The sequence below is a fragment of the Cryobacterium aureum genome (genome assembly GCF_002954245.1).
Taxonomy (GTDB): Bacteria; Actinomycetota; Actinomycetes; order Actinomycetales; family Microbacteriaceae; genus Cryobacterium; species Cryobacterium aureum.
In genome coordinates, this window is sequence record NZ_PPTG01000022.1 from 148,559 (window position 1) to 164,336 (window position 15,778).

18 protein-coding genes are annotated in these 15,778 nt (G+C 60.2%); 13 read left to right on the forward strand and 5 right to left on the reverse strand.

Annotation, left to right across the window (positions count from 1 at the left end; translation table 11 throughout):
* The first annotated feature begins 298 nt into the window (after positions 1-298).
* Positions 299-769, forward strand: a complete 471-nt coding sequence (locus CJ028_RS08605) for a hypothetical protein (protein WP_105034839.1) — start codon at positions 299-301, stop codon at positions 767-769.
* A complete protein-coding gene (locus CJ028_RS08610; RefSeq protein WP_105034840.1) occupies positions 759-1,070 on the forward strand; it encodes a transcriptional regulator in 312 nt (103 codons plus the stop codon). Before CJ028_RS08605 ends, CJ028_RS08610 begins: the two co-directional genes overlap by 11 nt.
* A gap of 103 nt (positions 1,071-1,173) precedes the next feature.
* Here the strand turns inward: CJ028_RS08610 and CJ028_RS08615 are convergent, their stop codons facing one another.
* Together CJ028_RS08615 and CJ028_RS08620 are read right to left on the reverse strand one after the other, a co-directional pair.
* A complete protein-coding gene (locus CJ028_RS08615) occupies positions 1,174-1,788 on the reverse strand; it encodes a CPBP family intramembrane glutamic endopeptidase (RefSeq protein WP_105034876.1) in 615 nt (204 codons plus the stop codon).
* Positions 1,789-2,072: 284 nt separating this feature from the next.
* Positions 2,073-2,660 carry a hypothetical protein gene (locus CJ028_RS08620; RefSeq protein WP_105034841.1) on the reverse strand — a complete coding sequence of 196 codons (588 nt, stop codon included), beginning with the start codon at positions 2,658-2,660 and terminating at the stop codon, positions 2,073-2,075.
* 65 nt (positions 2,661-2,725) lie between these two features.
* Between CJ028_RS08620 and CJ028_RS08625 the strand changes: the two genes are divergently transcribed.
* Together CJ028_RS08625 and CJ028_RS08630 are read left to right on the forward strand one after the other, a co-directional pair.
* Positions 2,726-3,313 (forward strand): TetR/AcrR family transcriptional regulator, encoded by a 588-nt coding sequence (locus CJ028_RS08625; protein WP_105034842.1) that lies wholly within the window; start codon positions 2,726-2,728, stop codon positions 3,311-3,313.
* 134 nt (positions 3,314-3,447) lie between these two features.
* Positions 3,448-3,909, forward strand: coding sequence for a hypothetical protein (locus CJ028_RS08630; RefSeq protein WP_105034843.1), 462 nt, complete (start codon positions 3,448-3,450; stop codon positions 3,907-3,909).
* 200 nt (positions 3,910-4,109) lie between these two features.
* Here CJ028_RS08630 and CJ028_RS08635 read toward each other — a convergent pair whose 3' ends face one another.
* On the reverse strand, positions 4,110-4,481 hold the full coding sequence (locus tag CJ028_RS08635; protein WP_105034877.1) for a nuclear transport factor 2 family protein: 372 nt from the start codon (positions 4,479-4,481) through the stop codon (positions 4,110-4,112).
* A gap of 270 nt (positions 4,482-4,751) precedes the next feature.
* Between CJ028_RS08635 and CJ028_RS08640 the strand changes: the two genes are divergently transcribed.
* Positions 4,752-5,336: a hypothetical protein gene (locus CJ028_RS08640; RefSeq protein ID WP_105034844.1), complete on the forward strand. Its 585-nt coding sequence runs from the start codon at positions 4,752-4,754 to the stop codon at positions 5,334-5,336.
* Positions 5,333-5,869, forward strand: a complete 537-nt coding sequence (locus CJ028_RS08645; RefSeq protein ID WP_105034845.1) for an RNA polymerase sigma factor — start codon at positions 5,333-5,335, stop codon at positions 5,867-5,869. Before CJ028_RS08640 ends, CJ028_RS08645 begins: the two co-directional genes overlap by 4 nt.
* Before the next feature lie 257 nt (positions 5,870-6,126).
* Here CJ028_RS08645 and CJ028_RS08650 read toward each other — a convergent pair whose 3' ends face one another.
* Positions 6,127-6,984, reverse strand: a complete 858-nt coding sequence (locus CJ028_RS08650) for an isocitrate lyase/PEP mutase family protein (RefSeq protein WP_161498934.1) — start codon at positions 6,982-6,984, stop codon at positions 6,127-6,129.
* 40 nt (positions 6,985-7,024) lie between these two features.
* Complete coding sequence (locus CJ028_RS08655) at positions 7,025-7,657, reverse strand: SDR family oxidoreductase (protein WP_205683980.1); 633 nt, start codon at positions 7,655-7,657, stop codon at positions 7,025-7,027.
* On the opposite strand from CJ028_RS08655, the gene CJ028_RS08660 reads away from it, so the two are divergent.
* From CJ028_RS08660 to CJ028_RS08695, 7 genes are all read left to right on the forward strand, one after another.
* Complete coding sequence (locus CJ028_RS08660) at positions 7,631-8,407, forward strand: TetR/AcrR family transcriptional regulator (protein ID WP_205683981.1); 777 nt, start codon at positions 7,631-7,633, stop codon at positions 8,405-8,407. The genes CJ028_RS08655 and CJ028_RS08660 overlap by 27 nt on opposite strands.
* Before the next feature lie 594 nt (positions 8,408-9,001).
* Positions 9,002-11,044, forward strand: coding sequence for an AAA family ATPase (locus CJ028_RS08670; RefSeq protein ID WP_105034849.1), 2,043 nt, complete (start codon positions 9,002-9,004; stop codon positions 11,042-11,044).
* Between the two features lie 104 nt (positions 11,045-11,148).
* Positions 11,149-12,696, forward strand: a complete 1,548-nt coding sequence (gene istA, locus CJ028_RS08675; protein WP_105034850.1) for an IS21 family transposase — start codon at positions 11,149-11,151, stop codon at positions 12,694-12,696.
* Complete coding sequence (istB, locus tag CJ028_RS08680; RefSeq protein ID WP_105034851.1) at positions 12,693-13,472, forward strand: IS21-like element helper ATPase IstB; 780 nt, start codon at positions 12,693-12,695, stop codon at positions 13,470-13,472. The genes istA and istB overlap by 4 nt, the downstream gene beginning before the upstream one ends.
* A gap of 144 nt (positions 13,473-13,616) precedes the next feature.
* Positions 13,617-13,940, forward strand: coding sequence for a hypothetical protein (locus CJ028_RS08685; RefSeq protein WP_105034852.1), 324 nt, complete (start codon positions 13,617-13,619; stop codon positions 13,938-13,940).
* Positions 13,941-14,178: 238 nt separating this feature from the next.
* Positions 14,179-14,568 (forward strand): XRE family transcriptional regulator, encoded by a 390-nt coding sequence (locus CJ028_RS08690; RefSeq protein ID WP_105034853.1) that lies wholly within the window; start codon positions 14,179-14,181, stop codon positions 14,566-14,568.
* Between the two features lie 64 nt (positions 14,569-14,632).
* The gene (locus CJ028_RS08695; RefSeq protein ID WP_105034878.1) at positions 14,633-15,679 is read left to right on the forward strand and encodes a PDDEXK nuclease domain-containing protein; all 1,047 of its coding nucleotides are present in this window, start codon (positions 14,633-14,635) and stop codon (positions 15,677-15,679) included.
* Positions 15,680-15,778: the final 99 nt, after the last annotated feature.

A 15,778-nucleotide genomic window follows, 5' to 3' on the forward strand; every position in this document is an offset into this window, starting at 1 on the left:
CGTGAAGCCCATCTGCGGAACTTTTGAGAACCTGCAACATGGATATTGCTGCCGCGATCAGTTTTGAATCCCCTAAGATTCGGACCATTTTTGATTATGAGACTGTTTGACAACACGAATAGGCCGCAGTCGGAACCGCCAGCAGCTCTCCTGCCAGGCAGCAGATACCAGCCAATGTTTCACTCTGTGAAAATGGTGAGGACTTCGGAGGCGACAAGACCAGGTTCGCTGATTTCGACGCCAGACGCGATGTCGAATCGAGTTGCATAACTAGTAGGCAAGTGATTCACTTGATCGCATGAACAGTGGCCACTTCGACCAACCTGACTCCGCATTCGCTCTCGAGGCGCTTGTGAGGATCGACGTCGATCGCCGCCGGCTGGCAGCTCGGTTCACTGCTGAGACTTGGTGGGCCGCTCCGGCACAGGCTCTCGCGGTTGCCGCAGTAGTCGCCTCGCCGGCTGCGGGCGTGGCCGTCCCGATGAGCGTCGTAGCCGCGCTTGCCACCATGGCCCTCGTCGGCATCGATCACGCCTTTCGCAAGCGGACCGGAATCTCGACCAACCGCCCGGCGGGTCCGGTAAGTTTGGCAGTGCTGATCGCGCTCTGCGCCCTGATCGTCGCAGCTTTTGTCACCTCCCTCGCTCTCGCGATGATTGGCGAACGCTCCTGGATCATCGCTTCCACGTCCGCCGGGTTCATAATCATGCTCGTTGGCGTCGCGATCTACGACAAGGCATACGCTCGGGACCTGAGACGTGCCCGCTGACCCACGCTTCGACGAGACGATCCATGCACTTACACGGCTGCGGCTCTGTGCGCTGCTCCGTCCGCTGGACGCCGCCAGTTTCAGCACCCTCGTCGACACGCTCGATGTGAGCGAAGCGAACCTCTCCAAAACGATTCGCAACCTAATCGAACTCGGCTACGTGCATACCTCGAAGCAGACATCGCCCGAACGAGCGGACTCACGTCGCACCACGACAGTTTCACTTACATCTCGAGGGCGCACGGCATTCGACGGGCACATCGCAGCGCTGCGGAAGCTCGCTAGTACGGAAGCGCTCTAGTGTGCCCGTAAGCCGGACGTCCAGCGGGCGCGTTCAAACGTGATTCAGCTCAAGTCGCTTCGCGGAGCATGTTGCCCGTAAGTGGAACCTCCTACGGGATTCCTTATCCTGAGATCTGACCAGTAATGAGGTACGCGAAGACTGCGTATCCGTTGGCCATGATGTGCGCGGCGATGACGAGCGGCAGGTTTCGGTATTTCGACCAGAGATACCCGAGCATGATGCCGAAGGAGCCCTGGACGATGATGACGGCGGCAATCTCGACAAGGAGCCCGTTGCCTTGTCGGTCTCCTCCAAGGTGCATGATCGCGAAGGCAAAGGATGCCAGAACGATGCCGCCCCAGCGTCCGAGGAGCGCTTCCGCCCGTGTCTGCAACCAGTACCGGTAAAACAGTTCCTCGCCCACGCCCGCGGTCAGCGCGGTCAGCATTGCGGCAGCGAGCAAGTATGCGAGGTCTACGCCGGGAAAAGTGGGGACCGTAATCCAGGGGCTCGCTTGCGAGAGGATCATCCAGACAGCAATGACAACGATCGGCGCCCACCACTGCCAGGCCAGACGGTGGTGGGCAATCTTGATATTGCGGCGAGATCTCCACACCAATGCTGCGGGTATCCCGACCAGAATGACGACTTTGGCTAGGAAATACCAGGCCGAGTCGTCAATTTCCGTGATGCCAATGACCAAGGGGAAGAGGACTGCGCATACTAGGAGTGCCATGACGTTGCGTCGAATCGCACGGGCATTAGAGACCATAGGCTCGAGCGCTGTAGCGCTCCACGGCAGTGCACGTGTCAGGGCAATTGCGACCAGGGGAGGCACGAGCACGACCCACAGAGGGGTGATCGGTGACCCGGGATCCGAGGATTGACGAACCCCATCGGGTGAAAGAGTCAGTAAAACGATCAGTGCAAGCACACCCAGCGCCCCGGCTGACCAGATGAGAATTTGACCGAGCTTGGTGACAGTCCGTCGATCGCTCCCCGGAGGCGCTGTCGGCAACGTTACAACTTTGACTGCTGCCCGGATGTGCCATTTGCGGGCACGTCGACCAGTGGGCTCAATGTCGGTCGCTTCTTCGGCCAGAGGGTGTACCCGAGGGCCCACAACACTTCGATCGCAACGACCAGGAGGAAAATGCTGTTGAGGTCGCTGAGCGCGCTGGTTCTGGTCTCGTTATCGACAACCACGGTCAACAGCCAAATGGTCCCCAGAGCTACGGCCACGGCCAGTGCTGTGCGCGCGACGTCTTTCCAACACTCGACGGCATAACCTCGCCCATAGAGCTTGATCAGCTCCGGCCCATTCGCGAACCGATAGGCGAAATGGCGGTCGGCCCACGCGATCATCTTGTGCCCGTAAGCCACGGAGAAGCCGAGGTAGATCGCAGCGACCCCGTGAAAGACTGTCGCCGTCGCGCCCGACATCAGATCCATCGCCGTGACCACGAGCAGGATGACGTCGACCACCGGCGTCATCGCCAGCAATGTCAGTCCGGTCCTTTTCAGACGCAGTACATATCGGGCGACGAGGCCCAGCACGATCAGAACCCAGAAGCCGACTTCGCAGGCGATGATGATGGCAATGATCATGAAGTCCCCTGTCGATGCGGCTAACCCCTGGAAGCAAACTAGCACACCCGTGCTAATCTCAGGTCATGGCGAGAACGATCGACCGAAATGCACGCAAGGTGCAGCTCGCTCAAGCGGTGTGGCAGGTTATCCTTGACCGGGGAATTAGCGCGGTTTCGGTGCGCACTGTAGCGGAGCAGGCTGGTGTTGTGGTCGGGTCGTTGCGGCATGTTTTCCCCACTCGGGCTGAACTTCTTCAGTTCTCCGCTGAGCTCATGGTGCAGCGCGCCACCGACCGAGTGCTCACTGTTCGTGAAGGCTCGGACCCGGCGGAGTACGCGCTGGAGGTCCTGAAAAATTTCTTGCCTCTTACTGCTGATAGTCGCGCGGAACTCGAGGTCAATATCGCGTTGATTGCGGAAAGCCCGGCGTTGCCGCAACTAGTTGCCATCAGAAATCACGCTTACGAAGAACTTGGGAACGCCTGCCTCCGACTGACCGAAATGTTGGCCTGCAGGCCCAACGACCCCGAACTGGTAGAACGAGCGCGCCATTTGCACGCCGTTCTCGATGGCCTTGCCATTCACCTACTCATGGACCCACCCACCAACGACAGCACCTGGGCAACCGTGATTCTCGAGAAAGAGCTTGCACGCATCATTAGAAACCGTTGACCAGTACCTCCTGCGGAGTCACCGGCGATCAGTGCATGCAACGTGCGGCCCACGGACCCATGCGGTGTTTCGCAAGGGAAACCGTCAATGCGAACCAGTCAATTACCCTATGGCTACCCTAGAATCGGTTCGTCATGATGTTCACGCGCCGTATTCTCGCCGCCCTGCTCGTCGCGGTTCCGACCGTGGGCGTCGGAATCGTGGTGATGCAATGGATGCCGTTGCCGAACCCTCTGAACGTGCAGTGGTCCGGTACCGAGGTCTCGAGCACGCAACCGTTGTGGATGGTCTTCCTGCCTCTCGCGGCTTTGACGCTCGGTGGCTTCGCCCTGGCCATCGCCGCCGTCGTCGATCGCGACCATGAGGAGCCCTTTCGAGGAACGCTCTACATCGCGGCGGTACTGACTTCAGGCAGCGCCGGGGTGTGCTGGGCGCTCCTCGCGATGAACCTTGGCTATGCCGCACCGACCGGTCCGGCCTTCCTCGGCGCGCTGGCGCTTGCGCCGGTGTATGCCCTGCTCCCGTTGGCCGTCGTCGGCATCCACGCACAGCACCGATCGAGCATCGACCAAGACATAGTGCAGGATCTCACATAGACCGTCACTCCTAATGCGCGGGTCCCGCGACTTCGACCGTAATCCGGACGCCCACCGGGGCACCTAAACACGCGATCGCCGGCTTGGGTCCGTTCCAATAAGGGAACGATCACCGGGACGACTGCTCAACTAATTTGATCACCAGATGCGCCTCGACGCATATCCGTTCCACTTTCGCGGAATGGGTCAGGCTGGCGTTGTCAGCAGGAGACGACCGTCTGCTGGTAGAGCGCTAGGCGCAGCCGTCCTTCGATTACACAGTAAACGCTGGTCATTGTCGCGACGAAAGGTGCTTCATTGCAACGAACCGATTGGGCGCGATAGATCAAGGCGGCGGTGTCAGTGCCCAGCGGGACATGTCGGTTCTCTGACATCGCGTACCGATCCCACGTGGGTGCGCCATCAAGACTCTCCTTGACCGCCGCGCGGTCGAGCACCATCCCATTGGAGATGATCATCAGCCCGCCCGGGGTCATTAGGTCTCCGTAGAAAGATCCGCCGCTTCCCTCGCAGAGCGAATCCCAGCCTGCGCGTTCCGTAGCCAGAAGAGAATCGAGTTTCAAGAGGGTCATGTGAACCACCATACCTACACCGCTTTCAGCGAGTTGAAGGTATATCCCGCTTGAATCCGAGCCGTCCCGTAAGACGAACGCCGAGTGGGACTGTCGCCACGACTTCCCGCATGGCCCGCAGCAGAGTGTCCGATTGGTGATGTAATGCGGTAGCTTGCAGACTTCTGGCTCGGCTTCTTTAAGATCGGGCGTTCGGGTCGATGTGTGGCAGTGCAACGATTCGCCGCCTGCCGGGAATGTAGTAGGTAATGACTCGCCCGGAAAGGAAAGATGATGAACGATACCGGACTCGATGAGCTGTTCTCGGCCTCGATTGCACCGTTACCGGCCTCCGTGACACGGGAGGCGATTTCACTTGCAGTGGAGACGAAGCCGTCCCGTCTACGTCGCGGACGGATGCCGCGCCGTCGCTGGATGATTCCAGTGATCGTTGTCGGTTCGCTGACCGCTGGCATCAGCCTCTCTACGTACCAGTTGTCCGTCTGGCCATGGGTGACGATGCCCGAAGGGAACACCCGAACAATCCCAATCCCAGTTGACTTTACGACGGAAAGCGGCCATTTCGAGAGCTGCCGTGCCTACGTTGAATTGCGCAACTGGAGCGACTCGAACCTCGCCGCGCTGAACGACGCAATCAGAACAACCGACTGGACCGGATTCGGCCAACAACTCTACGACGAGGGCGCTACCGTCGACGACGATCCCGACGGGGAAGGACGCGTGGGCGAAGCGTTGACGCCGGCACTTTTCGAGTTCACGAAAGCAGCTATCCCCAGCGTCGTGGTGTTCAACGAAGCGGGAGAGGGCGTCGGCATCGATGCCGTCGGTATGTCGTGCAGGCCGGATAACCCTTGAGCGCTCGCACCGAGGACAAACGCTCCCGGATAAGCCGGGCCGTCCCCGAGCACGCGCCGGCGCTTCTGGCGTATTTCGCGCGTCGAATTGACCCCCCTTACGATGCCGCGGATCTGCTCGCTGAGACCTTACTGATTTTATGGAAACGCGCGAATGGGCTCCCCGCGGACGATGACGAGATTCGTCCTTGGATGTTCGGTATCGCCCGTCACGTCCTTCTTCATCATCAGCGCAGCACCGCCAGACGTAATGCACTTGCCGACCGGCTCCGAAGTCAAATGTCGTTAGTAGTGAGACCAGGCTTCTCCGACTCTTCGACGTTCGACGATCTCCATGATGCGATACGAGAGCTTGACCAGACGGATCGAGACATCATCGGCCTGCACCACTGGGACGGGTTATCACTTGTAGAGGTCAGTCGAGTACTTCGAATGAAGGAGGGGACCGTGCGAAGCCGCTATCACCGGGCCCGTGAACGGCTTCGACACGAACTTGCCGCGACGACAACGATTGTGACGTTCGCCGAAACCTGATTCATGAGTAGCACCTCAACGGGGACGGTCACCGCGACAGAGTCGTGCCAGTCCGCCTAACGGTCACGCGTGCCGAAGCCGTGTTGCAGGGGGACCTCAACCGGCACACCCCAGCATTGAGTTACAACCTCAGGTCTGCTCCCGTTTGCGGAACGCTCTGCGGGCGAACTTTGAGCCGACCGACCGATGTCTACGAGTACCGGACGTCGCGCCCGCAAAAGAACGCTCGATGGTCTCCGGCGACCAGCTCGATTAAATCACCCTTCGTTCTCGAGGCCGTGGTTTAGCGGGATGAGTCGTCTGCCAAGCCATCCGCTTCCTGCGCGGATAGCCAGGCGCAGTGGACTAGCGTCCCCGCCGAGGCGTCGTAGCCTGTGGCGGAAGAAGTCATCACTCGCGTCGCGGGAGGTTCCTCCAAATGAGATTCTCGTGACGCCGAGACCTCGCACGAAGTCGATACGGTTGTCGAGAAAAGGGATGAGTAGTGATGTGCTTCGGGCAGGTACGCGCGCGAAGAATCTCTGGAACTGACGCCTGCTGTTCAGGCCGATGGGGAAGACAACGTCGGCTCCTGCGTGGAGGTATGCGAGTGCGCGTTCGATGCAGTCGTCGACGCGCCCGTCAGCCAGCGGGCTATCGCCGTACGCGCCCTCATGGATGAGGTCGAGCATGGAGTCCACTCGGGCGGTGAGCACGGGGCGCCCGGGAATCTTCTCAAAATGAGCACCGATTTCCGCAAGCTTGATCGCCTGGGTTTCACGATCGAGCTGACTGCCATCGCCGTCGTGATTCGAGTCCTCGATATTGATTCCAGCACAGCCAATATCGCGGACAACGTCAGCAATCTCGGCGGCAGATAGCCCGTAACCTGACTCCAGATCCACGTTGACGCTGGAAGGTGAAACCGCGCGGACGATCCTCCGATTCCAGCCCACCATGTCATCAACGGATGTCTGTTCAGCATCACCCCCGCCCAGTACTGCCGCTATCGCAGCGCTGGAGGTTCCAACCACCGAGAATCCGCTCTCTAACGCAACCTGAGCAGAACGAACGTCCCAGACGTTTGGCATCAGCAACGTCGTGCCATCGGGCAAGGCCGTGCGAAGCATGTTCATGTCAGCAGATGTTCCTTCCGGACAGCGAAATGGTTCCATGTCACGAGCCCTCCTGCGAGAGCCAGTCCACGAATCGAGGGCCGATCACTTCGACGTCCGGCATCGGCAACAAGGCCCCATCACGGAAAGCACGACCGGCAGCGCCCGGCGCACGAACCGGCAATGCCAAGACCTTCTTGTTAGGGAGTGCCTTGGTCATCCGCCACAGAGTCATGACTTCAGGTCCCGCCACGTCGTAGCCGGGCCCGCAGCGTTCACCGACAACACAATCGGCGACCACGTCGGCAACCGCGGATAGTGCGATGGGCTGGGTGGTCATCGCCGGGACGACGGCAAACGGTCCGAACCTCAAGCGTTCGATGTTCTGGCGTGCGAACTCGTACCAGAGCGTCGAACGCACGATTGTGAGGTTCACGTTCTCGGCGCGGGCAACACGCTCCTGCTCTGCTTTGCCCGCGTAGTAGCCGTTACCGTGCAGCTCGGGCTTCGCACAGTTCACGATCGACACCAGGATGTGCTTCGATGCCCCTGCTGCCCGAGCTGCTGCATTGACGGCCCGCGTCGAACGGACGAAGAAGTCGCGGGCGGTCTCCGGATCCTGCGTGAAGATGTCCGTGGCTTCAACTACCACATCAATATTCCCGAGATGCGCGCCGGCATCCGGGAGCAGCACGTCGAAGCCTGTCGAGCGCGAGTGGAGTTGCGCTGGCACTCCTCGGAGGGAGAGCGCGAACTGGACCGCTCTGCCGAGTTTCCCCGCACCTATGACCGCAACGCCCATAATCACACCCGTTTCTCACTTTCCTCTACAAAAGTAAAATCTACTACAATCGTAGAGGCAGCTCGAGGTGAGGACAACATGCAACGACGTCAACTGATTGCTGAAGCAGGCGTCAGACTGATCACCCGCGGCGGAGTACGTGCGTTGACGCATCGTGCGGTCGACCGAGAGGCCTCGCTGTCGCCAGGCTCGACGTCTTACTACGCCCGTACTCATCGCGACCTCGTCATGCTGGTCGTGAAGCACCTCGGAACACAGACACGGACGGACCTCGACAGCTTCTCCCTACCCGCATCGCTGACCGCATCCGAAGCAGCAGCATTGTTGACCATGTTGCTCGACCATCTAGCTAGACGGGCTGACGAGCAGTCAGCCCGCTTCGCGCTGCTGTTCGAAGTCCGCGGCGACGAGGAGTTGCACGCTCTCCTCACCCTGGAATCACCGGTCCGCACACTCTTGGCACAGGGGGCAGAATCCGTCCTGCAAGTCCTCGGGGTCGAGAACCCGTCACACTACGCCGCAGATCTCGTGGGACTCCTCGATGCCCTGATGATGTACCGCCTGGCCGGGGCAGCGCCCGTCAACGCGAGAAGCATAATCCAGGCCTACCTAGACGGGCTCCCACGATGCAACGTCGCATAGCGTCTATCCCTGCCGGACCGGATACTTTCCGAAATGGAAAGCATGTCAGTCGATTTGTTCTCGAGAGGTCTCGGAGGAAGGCGAAAGGAACCGCCGTTCTTACCCGCAAGGGGGACGGTGACCGGGACGCCCGCTCGGTCAAGGAGCATCGAATACGTCCCGCATAGTTCCGAGAGCGCCCGATTCCCGTAAGCCCCGCCCGAGAAAATGCCCGGTGAAGGGGGGATAAACGGCACACTCCAGCAATGACCGGAATGCTTCTCGGCTACGCACGCGTATCCACCAACGACCACGACGTCACGGCTCAAAAGAACGCTTTCGCCGCGCGCGCTTCATCGCCAGCCGCGGCGACGTGATTTGTGCCTACGAAGAAAATAACGGGGGACGGCGACGGGGCAAGACCCGCCAGGTTAACCACAACCTTCAGGTGAAATCTACTGACCCGCGCACCCTCGCATTGTCACCGCGCTCGACGGCACCGCGCGTCTGGTACTTATCGCGTACGAACAGGGATAGCTTTCAATGGTCGTCGTATTTTGTGTCGTGTGCGTCCGGACCGCACGAGTTTGATCCGGCCGACTACTGGGGGTATGGATGCTGAATAAGATTCTCACGATTGACGGCTATGGGCCGTTCGTGAACTGGCGAAGCGAAGCTAATGCGAGCTCATTCAAGAGAGTCAACGTCGTCTATGGGGCTAATGGAAGCGGGAAGTCTTCTCTCGCCAGCATGTTCCAGGCCATCGCCGGGGGTGGGGCTGGGGCAAACAAGATGGGCACCTTGACGTTGGACGTCTCCGACGGTGACTCAGGTTCAACCTCGAGAAGATGCTCAGAAAAAGACTCTACGTTTTGGGAGCGAGTTTACGTATTCAACGAAGAGTACGTGAAGCGAAGCCTCCGGTTCGATGGGGCGGACGGTCCTGACGCCAATGGGTTGCTGGTACTGGGGGAGGGGAACATCGCTCTTGAAGCGGAAATTGTCGCTCTCCAGAATCGTATTGGTGTCATCGATGGTGAGGGGATCGAAAAACGAAAAAGCCTCGACGCCGCAAAAAAGCGCATGGAGAAGCAGATATCTGCGGTGCGAGATGCTGTGATCTCGGAGCTCAAGAACGCAGACGCCAGATACAAAGCCAGCAACGTCTATCGGAGCACGGAGATCCGCAAAATGCTGGATGGCGATCGGACTTTGTTTAGTGGGCGGTCGGTGGACGCAACTGCAGACCTGGAGATAGTCCTGGCCGAGGGGCGTCCCGCCATTCGCGAGTCAGCCGTGCCTTCGCTGAATGTGGCTGATTTTCTGGCACCGTTCCGAGAAATCACGAATCGCCCTGTCACCGTGAGTGTGCTCGCCGAATTAGCAAACAATGCCCACAACGCGGAGTGGGTTCAACAAGGGATAGGACTACACGAGGGTCTGGCGACATGTCTCTTCTGTGCCTCTTCCATCACTGAAAGACGGCGTGCCGAACTCGCAGCACACTTCGACAAGAGCCTGCTAGCGGTGCAGATAGACGCCGACGCTCTAGCGCTAGAGATGGAGGATGGCCTATCCGCCGTAGTTCGGTACGCGGCGTCCTTGCCGAGGTCGGTCGAACTGTACACAGATATCATGGGCGATTACGAGATTGCACTCCGCGCCTACTCGGAGTCGGTGCACCTATTCTCCGGCAGAGTAAACGAGTTGATCGCGTGTCTCAAGATGAAGCGGGCTAACCCGTTGCAGCCCGTTCAAGCCCCTTCCTTTGCCGAAATCGTAGAACCGAACGCGGCCAGCCTCCTGTCGCAAATCCAGCGCCATAATGACAGAAGCAATCGGCACAACGAAGCCGTCAAAGGTGCCGCTCGACGGATCGAGTTGCACCGAGTTCACGCAGCTATCGAGTCTTACGATCCTGAGCTGAATGCATGTGTTGCCTTTGAAGAGGACCTCACAGATATGCGGGCGGAAAGAGCCAGCTTGAGATCAAAGATGATTCAGCTCGGGAACCAGGACGCCAATCCGTTGCATCTGGCTGACCACCTCACTGTTGGCCTTGCCAGAATTTTGGGGCGTGACGAATTGGCGTTTCGGCCATCAGAGGACTCCAAGACGTATCTGATCGAACGCGATGGCAGGCCTGCCGTAGGGCTCAGCGAAGGAGAACGCACCGCAATCTCGTTGCTTCATTTCCTCGCTCATCTGAAATCGAGGGGCATCTCGAAGTACCCGATCGTGATTATCGATGATCCAGTATCGAGTCTTGACCAGAATGTCCAGTTCGGCGTTTCTGCACACCTTTGGACAGAGCTGGTTGCTGGCCCCATAAACACGCAGGTCTTCATTCTCACCCACAGCTTTGAGTTCTTTAGGCAGTGGATAGTGCAGCTCGACTCTTTCAAAGCCAGCGCGATTGGGGGCCATACCGAACATGAACTCAGAATGAGGAATCGAGAAATTAATGGTCAGATCCGAAGAGTTCCGGTTTTTGAGGAGTGGCCGAAGGACACGATCGTGCGGCGCCGATTGCGGTCTCAGTATAATTTCCTGTTTCACAGGTTGGCCCGCGTTGTGATTGATTCGGCGGGGGGAGCAAGTCTCGCGGATCAGCTAGAAATGCTTTCGATGGCCCCAAACGTGGATGTGGCACTCTGAAATGGCCCCAGTTTTGAAGTTTGTTGCATTCTGATCTGGCCCCACCCCCGACCTGATCCGTACCGTTTTCTTGTCAGCCATGACGAGAAGGGACGGGTTGGAAAGTGAGATCGAGAGTGGAGCAGTTCGAGAGTATCCGTCGTGATTCGAGAGATAAAGGGATGTCGATCCGGGAGTTGTCCAGGGTGCATAACGTGCACCGGAGGACGGTGCGCGCCGCGTTGTCCTCGGCGGTGCCGCCGCTGAGGAAGGAGGCAGAGCGGGTGGCGCCGGTTTTGGGTCCGTGGGTGGAGACCATCACTGGTTGGTTGCGCGAGGATCTGACGTGGCCGAAGAAGCAGCGCCATACCGGGCGGCGTGTCTGGCAGCGCCTGATCGAGGAGGAAGGCGCGGTCCTTGCCGAATCGACGGTCACGCATGCCGTCGCCCGGATTCGCCGCGAGCTCGTCTCCGGAGTATCGCAGGTGATGGTCCCGCAAACCCACCTCCCGGCCGAGGAAGCGGAGGTCGACTTTGGCGAGTTCTGGGCCGTCATTGCGGGCGTCGAGTTGAAGCTGTGGATCTTCGTCCTGCGGCTCTCCTTCTCGGGCCGGGCCGTCCGTGTCGCGTATTCGAACCAGGCGCAGGAGTCGTTCCTCGATGGTCATGAGCTGGCTTTCGACCGGTTCGGCGGTGTGCCGACCCGGATGGTCCGCTACGACAATCTCAAGACCGCGGTGTTGCGGCAGTTGCTCGGCAGGGACCGGGTCGAGAACCCCAGATTCATCGCGCTGCGCTCGCACTACGGCTTCGACTCGTTCTTCTGCAAGCCCGGCATTGAGGGCGCGCACGAGAAGGGCGGCGTCGAGGGTGACATCGGCCGGTTCCGCCGCCGCTGGCTCACGCCGCTGCCGGTCTTTTCGAGCATCGCGAAGCTGAACGAGTATCTGGAGCAGTGCGATGGGCGCGATGACGGCCGCGTTATCAGTGCCAAGCCGGCAACGGTCGGGGCGCTGTTCGCCCAGGAGGCACCCCTGTTGCGGCCGCTGCCGCCGGGCAGCTTTGACGCGGCCGAGACGCTCTCCGCCAAGGCCGACGCGAAATCCCGAATCTGCGTGCGGCAGTCGTACTACTCCGTGCCAGCACGCTATGCCGGTAGGCGCGTATCGGTGCGGCTCGGCGCCCGGCAGGTCGAGGTCTTTGCCGAGGGGAAACGCGTCGCCGTCCATGTTCGCGCGATCCACCGAAACAGCTATGTCCTTGAGCTGGATCATTACCTCGAGGTCCTGCAACGCAAACCCGGTGCCTTCGCCGGCGCGACAGCGCTGGTCTCGGCGCGCGCGTCCGGCGCATTCACGCCCGGGCATCAACACTTCTGGGATCGTGCCCGCCGCCAGCTCGGTGACAGCGGTGGCACCCGCGCTCTGATCGAGGTGCTGCTGCTGCACCGCACCCTGCCCGCCGACATCGTGGCGCAGACCATGCGGCACGCCATCTTGCAGAAGGATTTCGACCTTGAGCATCTGGCCGTTTTCGCCCGCACCCACGTCGACAGTGCCACGCCGACCGTCCCGGTCACGCCGCTCGCGGCGACCATTCATCTGCCTGAACGTCAGGCGCCGTCGCTGGCCCGTTACGACCAGCTCCTCACCGCTTTCGGAGGTTCCCGATGAGCACCACCGCCACGATCACCGACCCGGCCGCGCATGCCGCGATCACCGCCGCCTGCACAGCCCTCGGCCTGCCCGGCATTCACGATGTCGCCGTGCCCCTGGCCGACGCCGCCGCCCGGCAACACCACACCCATGCCCGCTACCTCGCCGAGGTCCTCACCTACGAGTGCGAACAACGCGACGACCGCCGCCGGGCACGGCGCGTCAAGGAAGCCCGCTTCCCCAGGCCGAAACGCCTCGAAGACTTCATCGCAGCGCAGCTGCCTGACCTGCCGCCAGCCACGCTGGCCCACCTCGCCGACGGCGCCTGGATCGACAACGGCGAGCCCCTCGTGCTGCTGGGCGATTCCGGCACCGGCAAAACCCACCTGCTGATCGGGCTCGGCACCGCCGCCGCCGAACAAGGGCGACGCGTGCGCTACATCAGCACCGCAGCCCTCGTCAACGAACTCATCGAAGCCGTCGACGCGAAGGAACTCTCCCGCGTCGTGAGCCGTTACGCCCGCCTCGACCTGCTCTGCCTCGACGAGGTCGGCTACGTCCAAATCGATCCCCGCGGCGCCGAGTTGCTCTTCCAGATCATCACGGCCCGCGAGGAACGCGCGTCCATCGCCTGCGCCTCCAACGCGCCCTTCAGCGAATGGGGACGCACCTTCACCGACCCCCGACTCGCCGCCGCGATCGTCGACCGGCTCACCTTCCGCGGCCACATCATCAACACCGGCACCACGTCCTACCGCCTCAAAACCACCCAAACCCAACACCGCTCAAGCTGAGCGGTCCAACCCCCGGTGGAGCCAAAACAAAATGCTAACCCGGGGCCAAATCAGCTTGCTATATCCACAAACGCGGCCCGCAAACTATTGGAGGCATTCCTGAGCTTCCGTTTCCCAGCGAAAATAGGTGACTTCAACGGATCAATGAAAATCGCATTGGAAAAAATCGACAATCCTACGAGGACCAAGGTGACTCGCTATTTGCACGCGTACTCTCACAACGAGGAAGGTGACATCTCCGCTCCTATCGCGCCTGGGGAAGCGGCGACGATTCTGCGCGCTGTCTTCCAACTAATGAGGGCGCTGGACGAGGAGCACGTCGTCGCCATGTGTGAGTCCTTTAATATCGACCTCCAGGCGCTGGCGCCGGATACTGGCGCTCCGTCTCGTACCAGGGCAGTCATATCCAGAATCTCGGAGTTTGGAGGCCTTGGTCGCGATGAGGTCTTGACAGGGTTCGTCGGGTGACGGGGCACCCAATCAGCGACCCCGCAGTGTCCGCGCGAGTCTAAGGAAACTCCCCTTCTCATCGATTCCGAGTGGGGTAAGTACCAGGGGAGTCCTATCTGGCAGATTCTGCGATAGATGCATTATCAGCTGACATAATAACTATTATCGGTCATATTGCCCGACATGTCACCCGACATCGGACCTGTCGCGCTGATAGGTTAGAAGTCTCGAAGAGGCACTTTTACGGGGGTGGGTCATGATTGATGCGGCAGGTGGCTCTGGGCCTCGCGTCGCCGCCGATGCGGCTCATGCTCGATCCGTGGGGTTGGATGTTGCTGCCGTCGCTTCGGCTTTGCAGGGAGCTTTTGGCCAGGTGCTTTTGGGGGTGATTGTGGGCAAGGATGCCCGCACGCTCGCCCGTTGGGCCAGCGGGACGGTTCGGCCGCCGTATGCGAGCGAGCACCTGTTGAGAGATACTTTCCAGGTGTTGGAACTTCTCATGTCGGTTGAGTCGCCCGAAGTTGCCCGAGCTTGGTTCATGGGCATGAACCCACAGCTCGATGATGCTTCGCCGGCCGAGGCGCTCTCGGATGGGCGGTCCAAGGATGTGATGGCGGCGGCTCGCGCTTATACCGGCGGACGTTAACGACTCGCTTCTAGCCGGAAGCCTGGTGACCGTTCTGTGGTCTGGGGCGGGAGACAATGAGGGCATGGCTCGTGCTGAGATTGTTCTCCCTGACGGATACGCCGCGTTTCTTGGCGGGCTGAAACGAAGGGTCCGAGACGCTCAAGGACATGCGCAACGCACGATCAATACCCAACTCATCGAGCTGTATTGGTCCCTGGGCCGTGCCATAGTCGCTGAGCAGGAGCAGCAAGGCTGGGGCGCTGGCGTGATCGACCGCTTAGCCGGGGATTTGCGCGTTGAGTTTCCCCAGATGAGCGGGTTATCTCGCAGCAATCTGCAATATATGAGGGCGCTTGCTGCGGCCTGGCCTGCCAACGCAAATGTCCCGCAAGCTGTGGGACATTTGCCGTGGGGGCACATTCGGCTGCTCCTCGACAAGTTGGACGATCAAGACACACGTGAGTGGTATGCCACGGCTTCTGTGAAGAATGGTTGGTCTCGCAACGTGCTGCTGAATCAGATCAAGAACCGCACGCTTGAGAGAACTGGCGCCGCGCCATCAAACTTCAGCGCCGAGTTGGCACCCGCCGATTCCGATCTGGCCAGGCAGATCGCCAAAGACCCTTACGTCTTCGACTTTTTGAATATGACCGAAGACGCGGCCGAACGCGACCTGGAACAAGCGCTGATGGACCGGATCGTGGACACGCTCCGAGAGCTTGGGACTGGGTTCGCCTTCGTGGGGCGCCAGGTGCATTTCGACGTGGCCGGCGATGACTTCTATCTCGACCTGCTGTTCTTCCACATCGAGCAACTGCGGTACGTGGTCATCGAACTGAAAACCGGGAAATTCCAGCCCGAGCACGCCGGGAAGCTCAGCTTCTACGTCTCCCTCGTTGACGACAGACTCCGCCGGGAAACCCATACACCAACGGTGGGCATACTCATCTGCGGCGACCGAAACGACCACACCGTCCGTTACGCACTCAGTCGGTCGGGCTCCCCCATGGCCGTCTCCACCTACACCTACGACTCCCTGCCGCCCACCGAAAGGAATGCGCTCCCAGATGCCGACGAACTTACGTCGGCTCTTGGTTGGAACGAAGAAGAGCCGGCGCAACACGACTAATTCCGTAGCGACAACGAGTTTTCGGTCGTGCAGATGTCGCATTTGACGGACGTGAGTGCGAACCCGGTGCGGGCAGGGCAAACGGGACAGCCGCTCTCC

Excerpts from the sequence above, each read along its gene's own strand:
- CJ028_RS08650 (WP_161498934.1), bottom strand. The coding sequence starts at position 6,984 with ATGAACATGCTTCGCACGGCCTTGCCCGATGGCACGACGTTGCTGATG.
- CJ028_RS08620 (WP_105034841.1), bottom strand. The coding sequence starts at position 2,660 with ATGATCATTGCCATCATCATCGCCTGCGAAGTCGGCTTCTGGGTTCTG.
- CJ028_RS08695 (WP_105034878.1), top strand. The coding sequence starts at position 14,633 with ATGGCTCGTGCTGAGATTGTTCTCCCTGACGGATACGCCGCGTTTCTT.
- CJ028_RS08635 (WP_105034877.1), bottom strand. The coding sequence starts at position 4,481 with ATGACCCTCTTGAAACTCGATTCTCTTCTGGCTACGGAACGCGCAGGC.
- CJ028_RS08625 (WP_105034842.1), top strand. The coding sequence starts at position 2,726 with ATGGCGAGAACGATCGACCGAAATGCACGCAAGGTGCAGCTCGCTCAA.
- CJ028_RS08615 (WP_105034876.1), bottom strand. The coding sequence starts at position 1,788 with ATGGCACTCCTAGTATGCGCAGTCCTCTTCCCCTTGGTCATTGGCATC.
- CJ028_RS08685 (WP_105034852.1), top strand. The coding sequence starts at position 13,617 with ATGAAAATCGCATTGGAAAAAATCGACAATCCTACGAGGACCAAGGTG.
- istB (WP_105034851.1), top strand. The coding sequence starts at position 12,693 with ATGAGCACCACCGCCACGATCACCGACCCGGCCGCGCATGCCGCGATC.
- CJ028_RS08670 (WP_105034849.1), top strand. The coding sequence starts at position 9,002 with ATGCTGAATAAGATTCTCACGATTGACGGCTATGGGCCGTTCGTGAAC.
- CJ028_RS08630 (WP_105034843.1), top strand. The coding sequence starts at position 3,448 with ATGATGTTCACGCGCCGTATTCTCGCCGCCCTGCTCGTCGCGGTTCCG.
- CJ028_RS08605 (WP_105034839.1), top strand. The coding sequence starts at position 299 with ATGAACAGTGGCCACTTCGACCAACCTGACTCCGCATTCGCTCTCGAG.
- CJ028_RS08640 (WP_105034844.1), top strand. The coding sequence starts at position 4,752 with ATGATGAACGATACCGGACTCGATGAGCTGTTCTCGGCCTCGATTGCA.
- CJ028_RS08660 (WP_205683981.1), top strand. The coding sequence starts at position 7,631 with ATGCGCGCCGGCATCCGGGAGCAGCACGTCGAAGCCTGTCGAGCGCGA.
- CJ028_RS08690 (WP_105034853.1), top strand. The coding sequence starts at position 14,179 with ATGATTGATGCGGCAGGTGGCTCTGGGCCTCGCGTCGCCGCCGATGCG.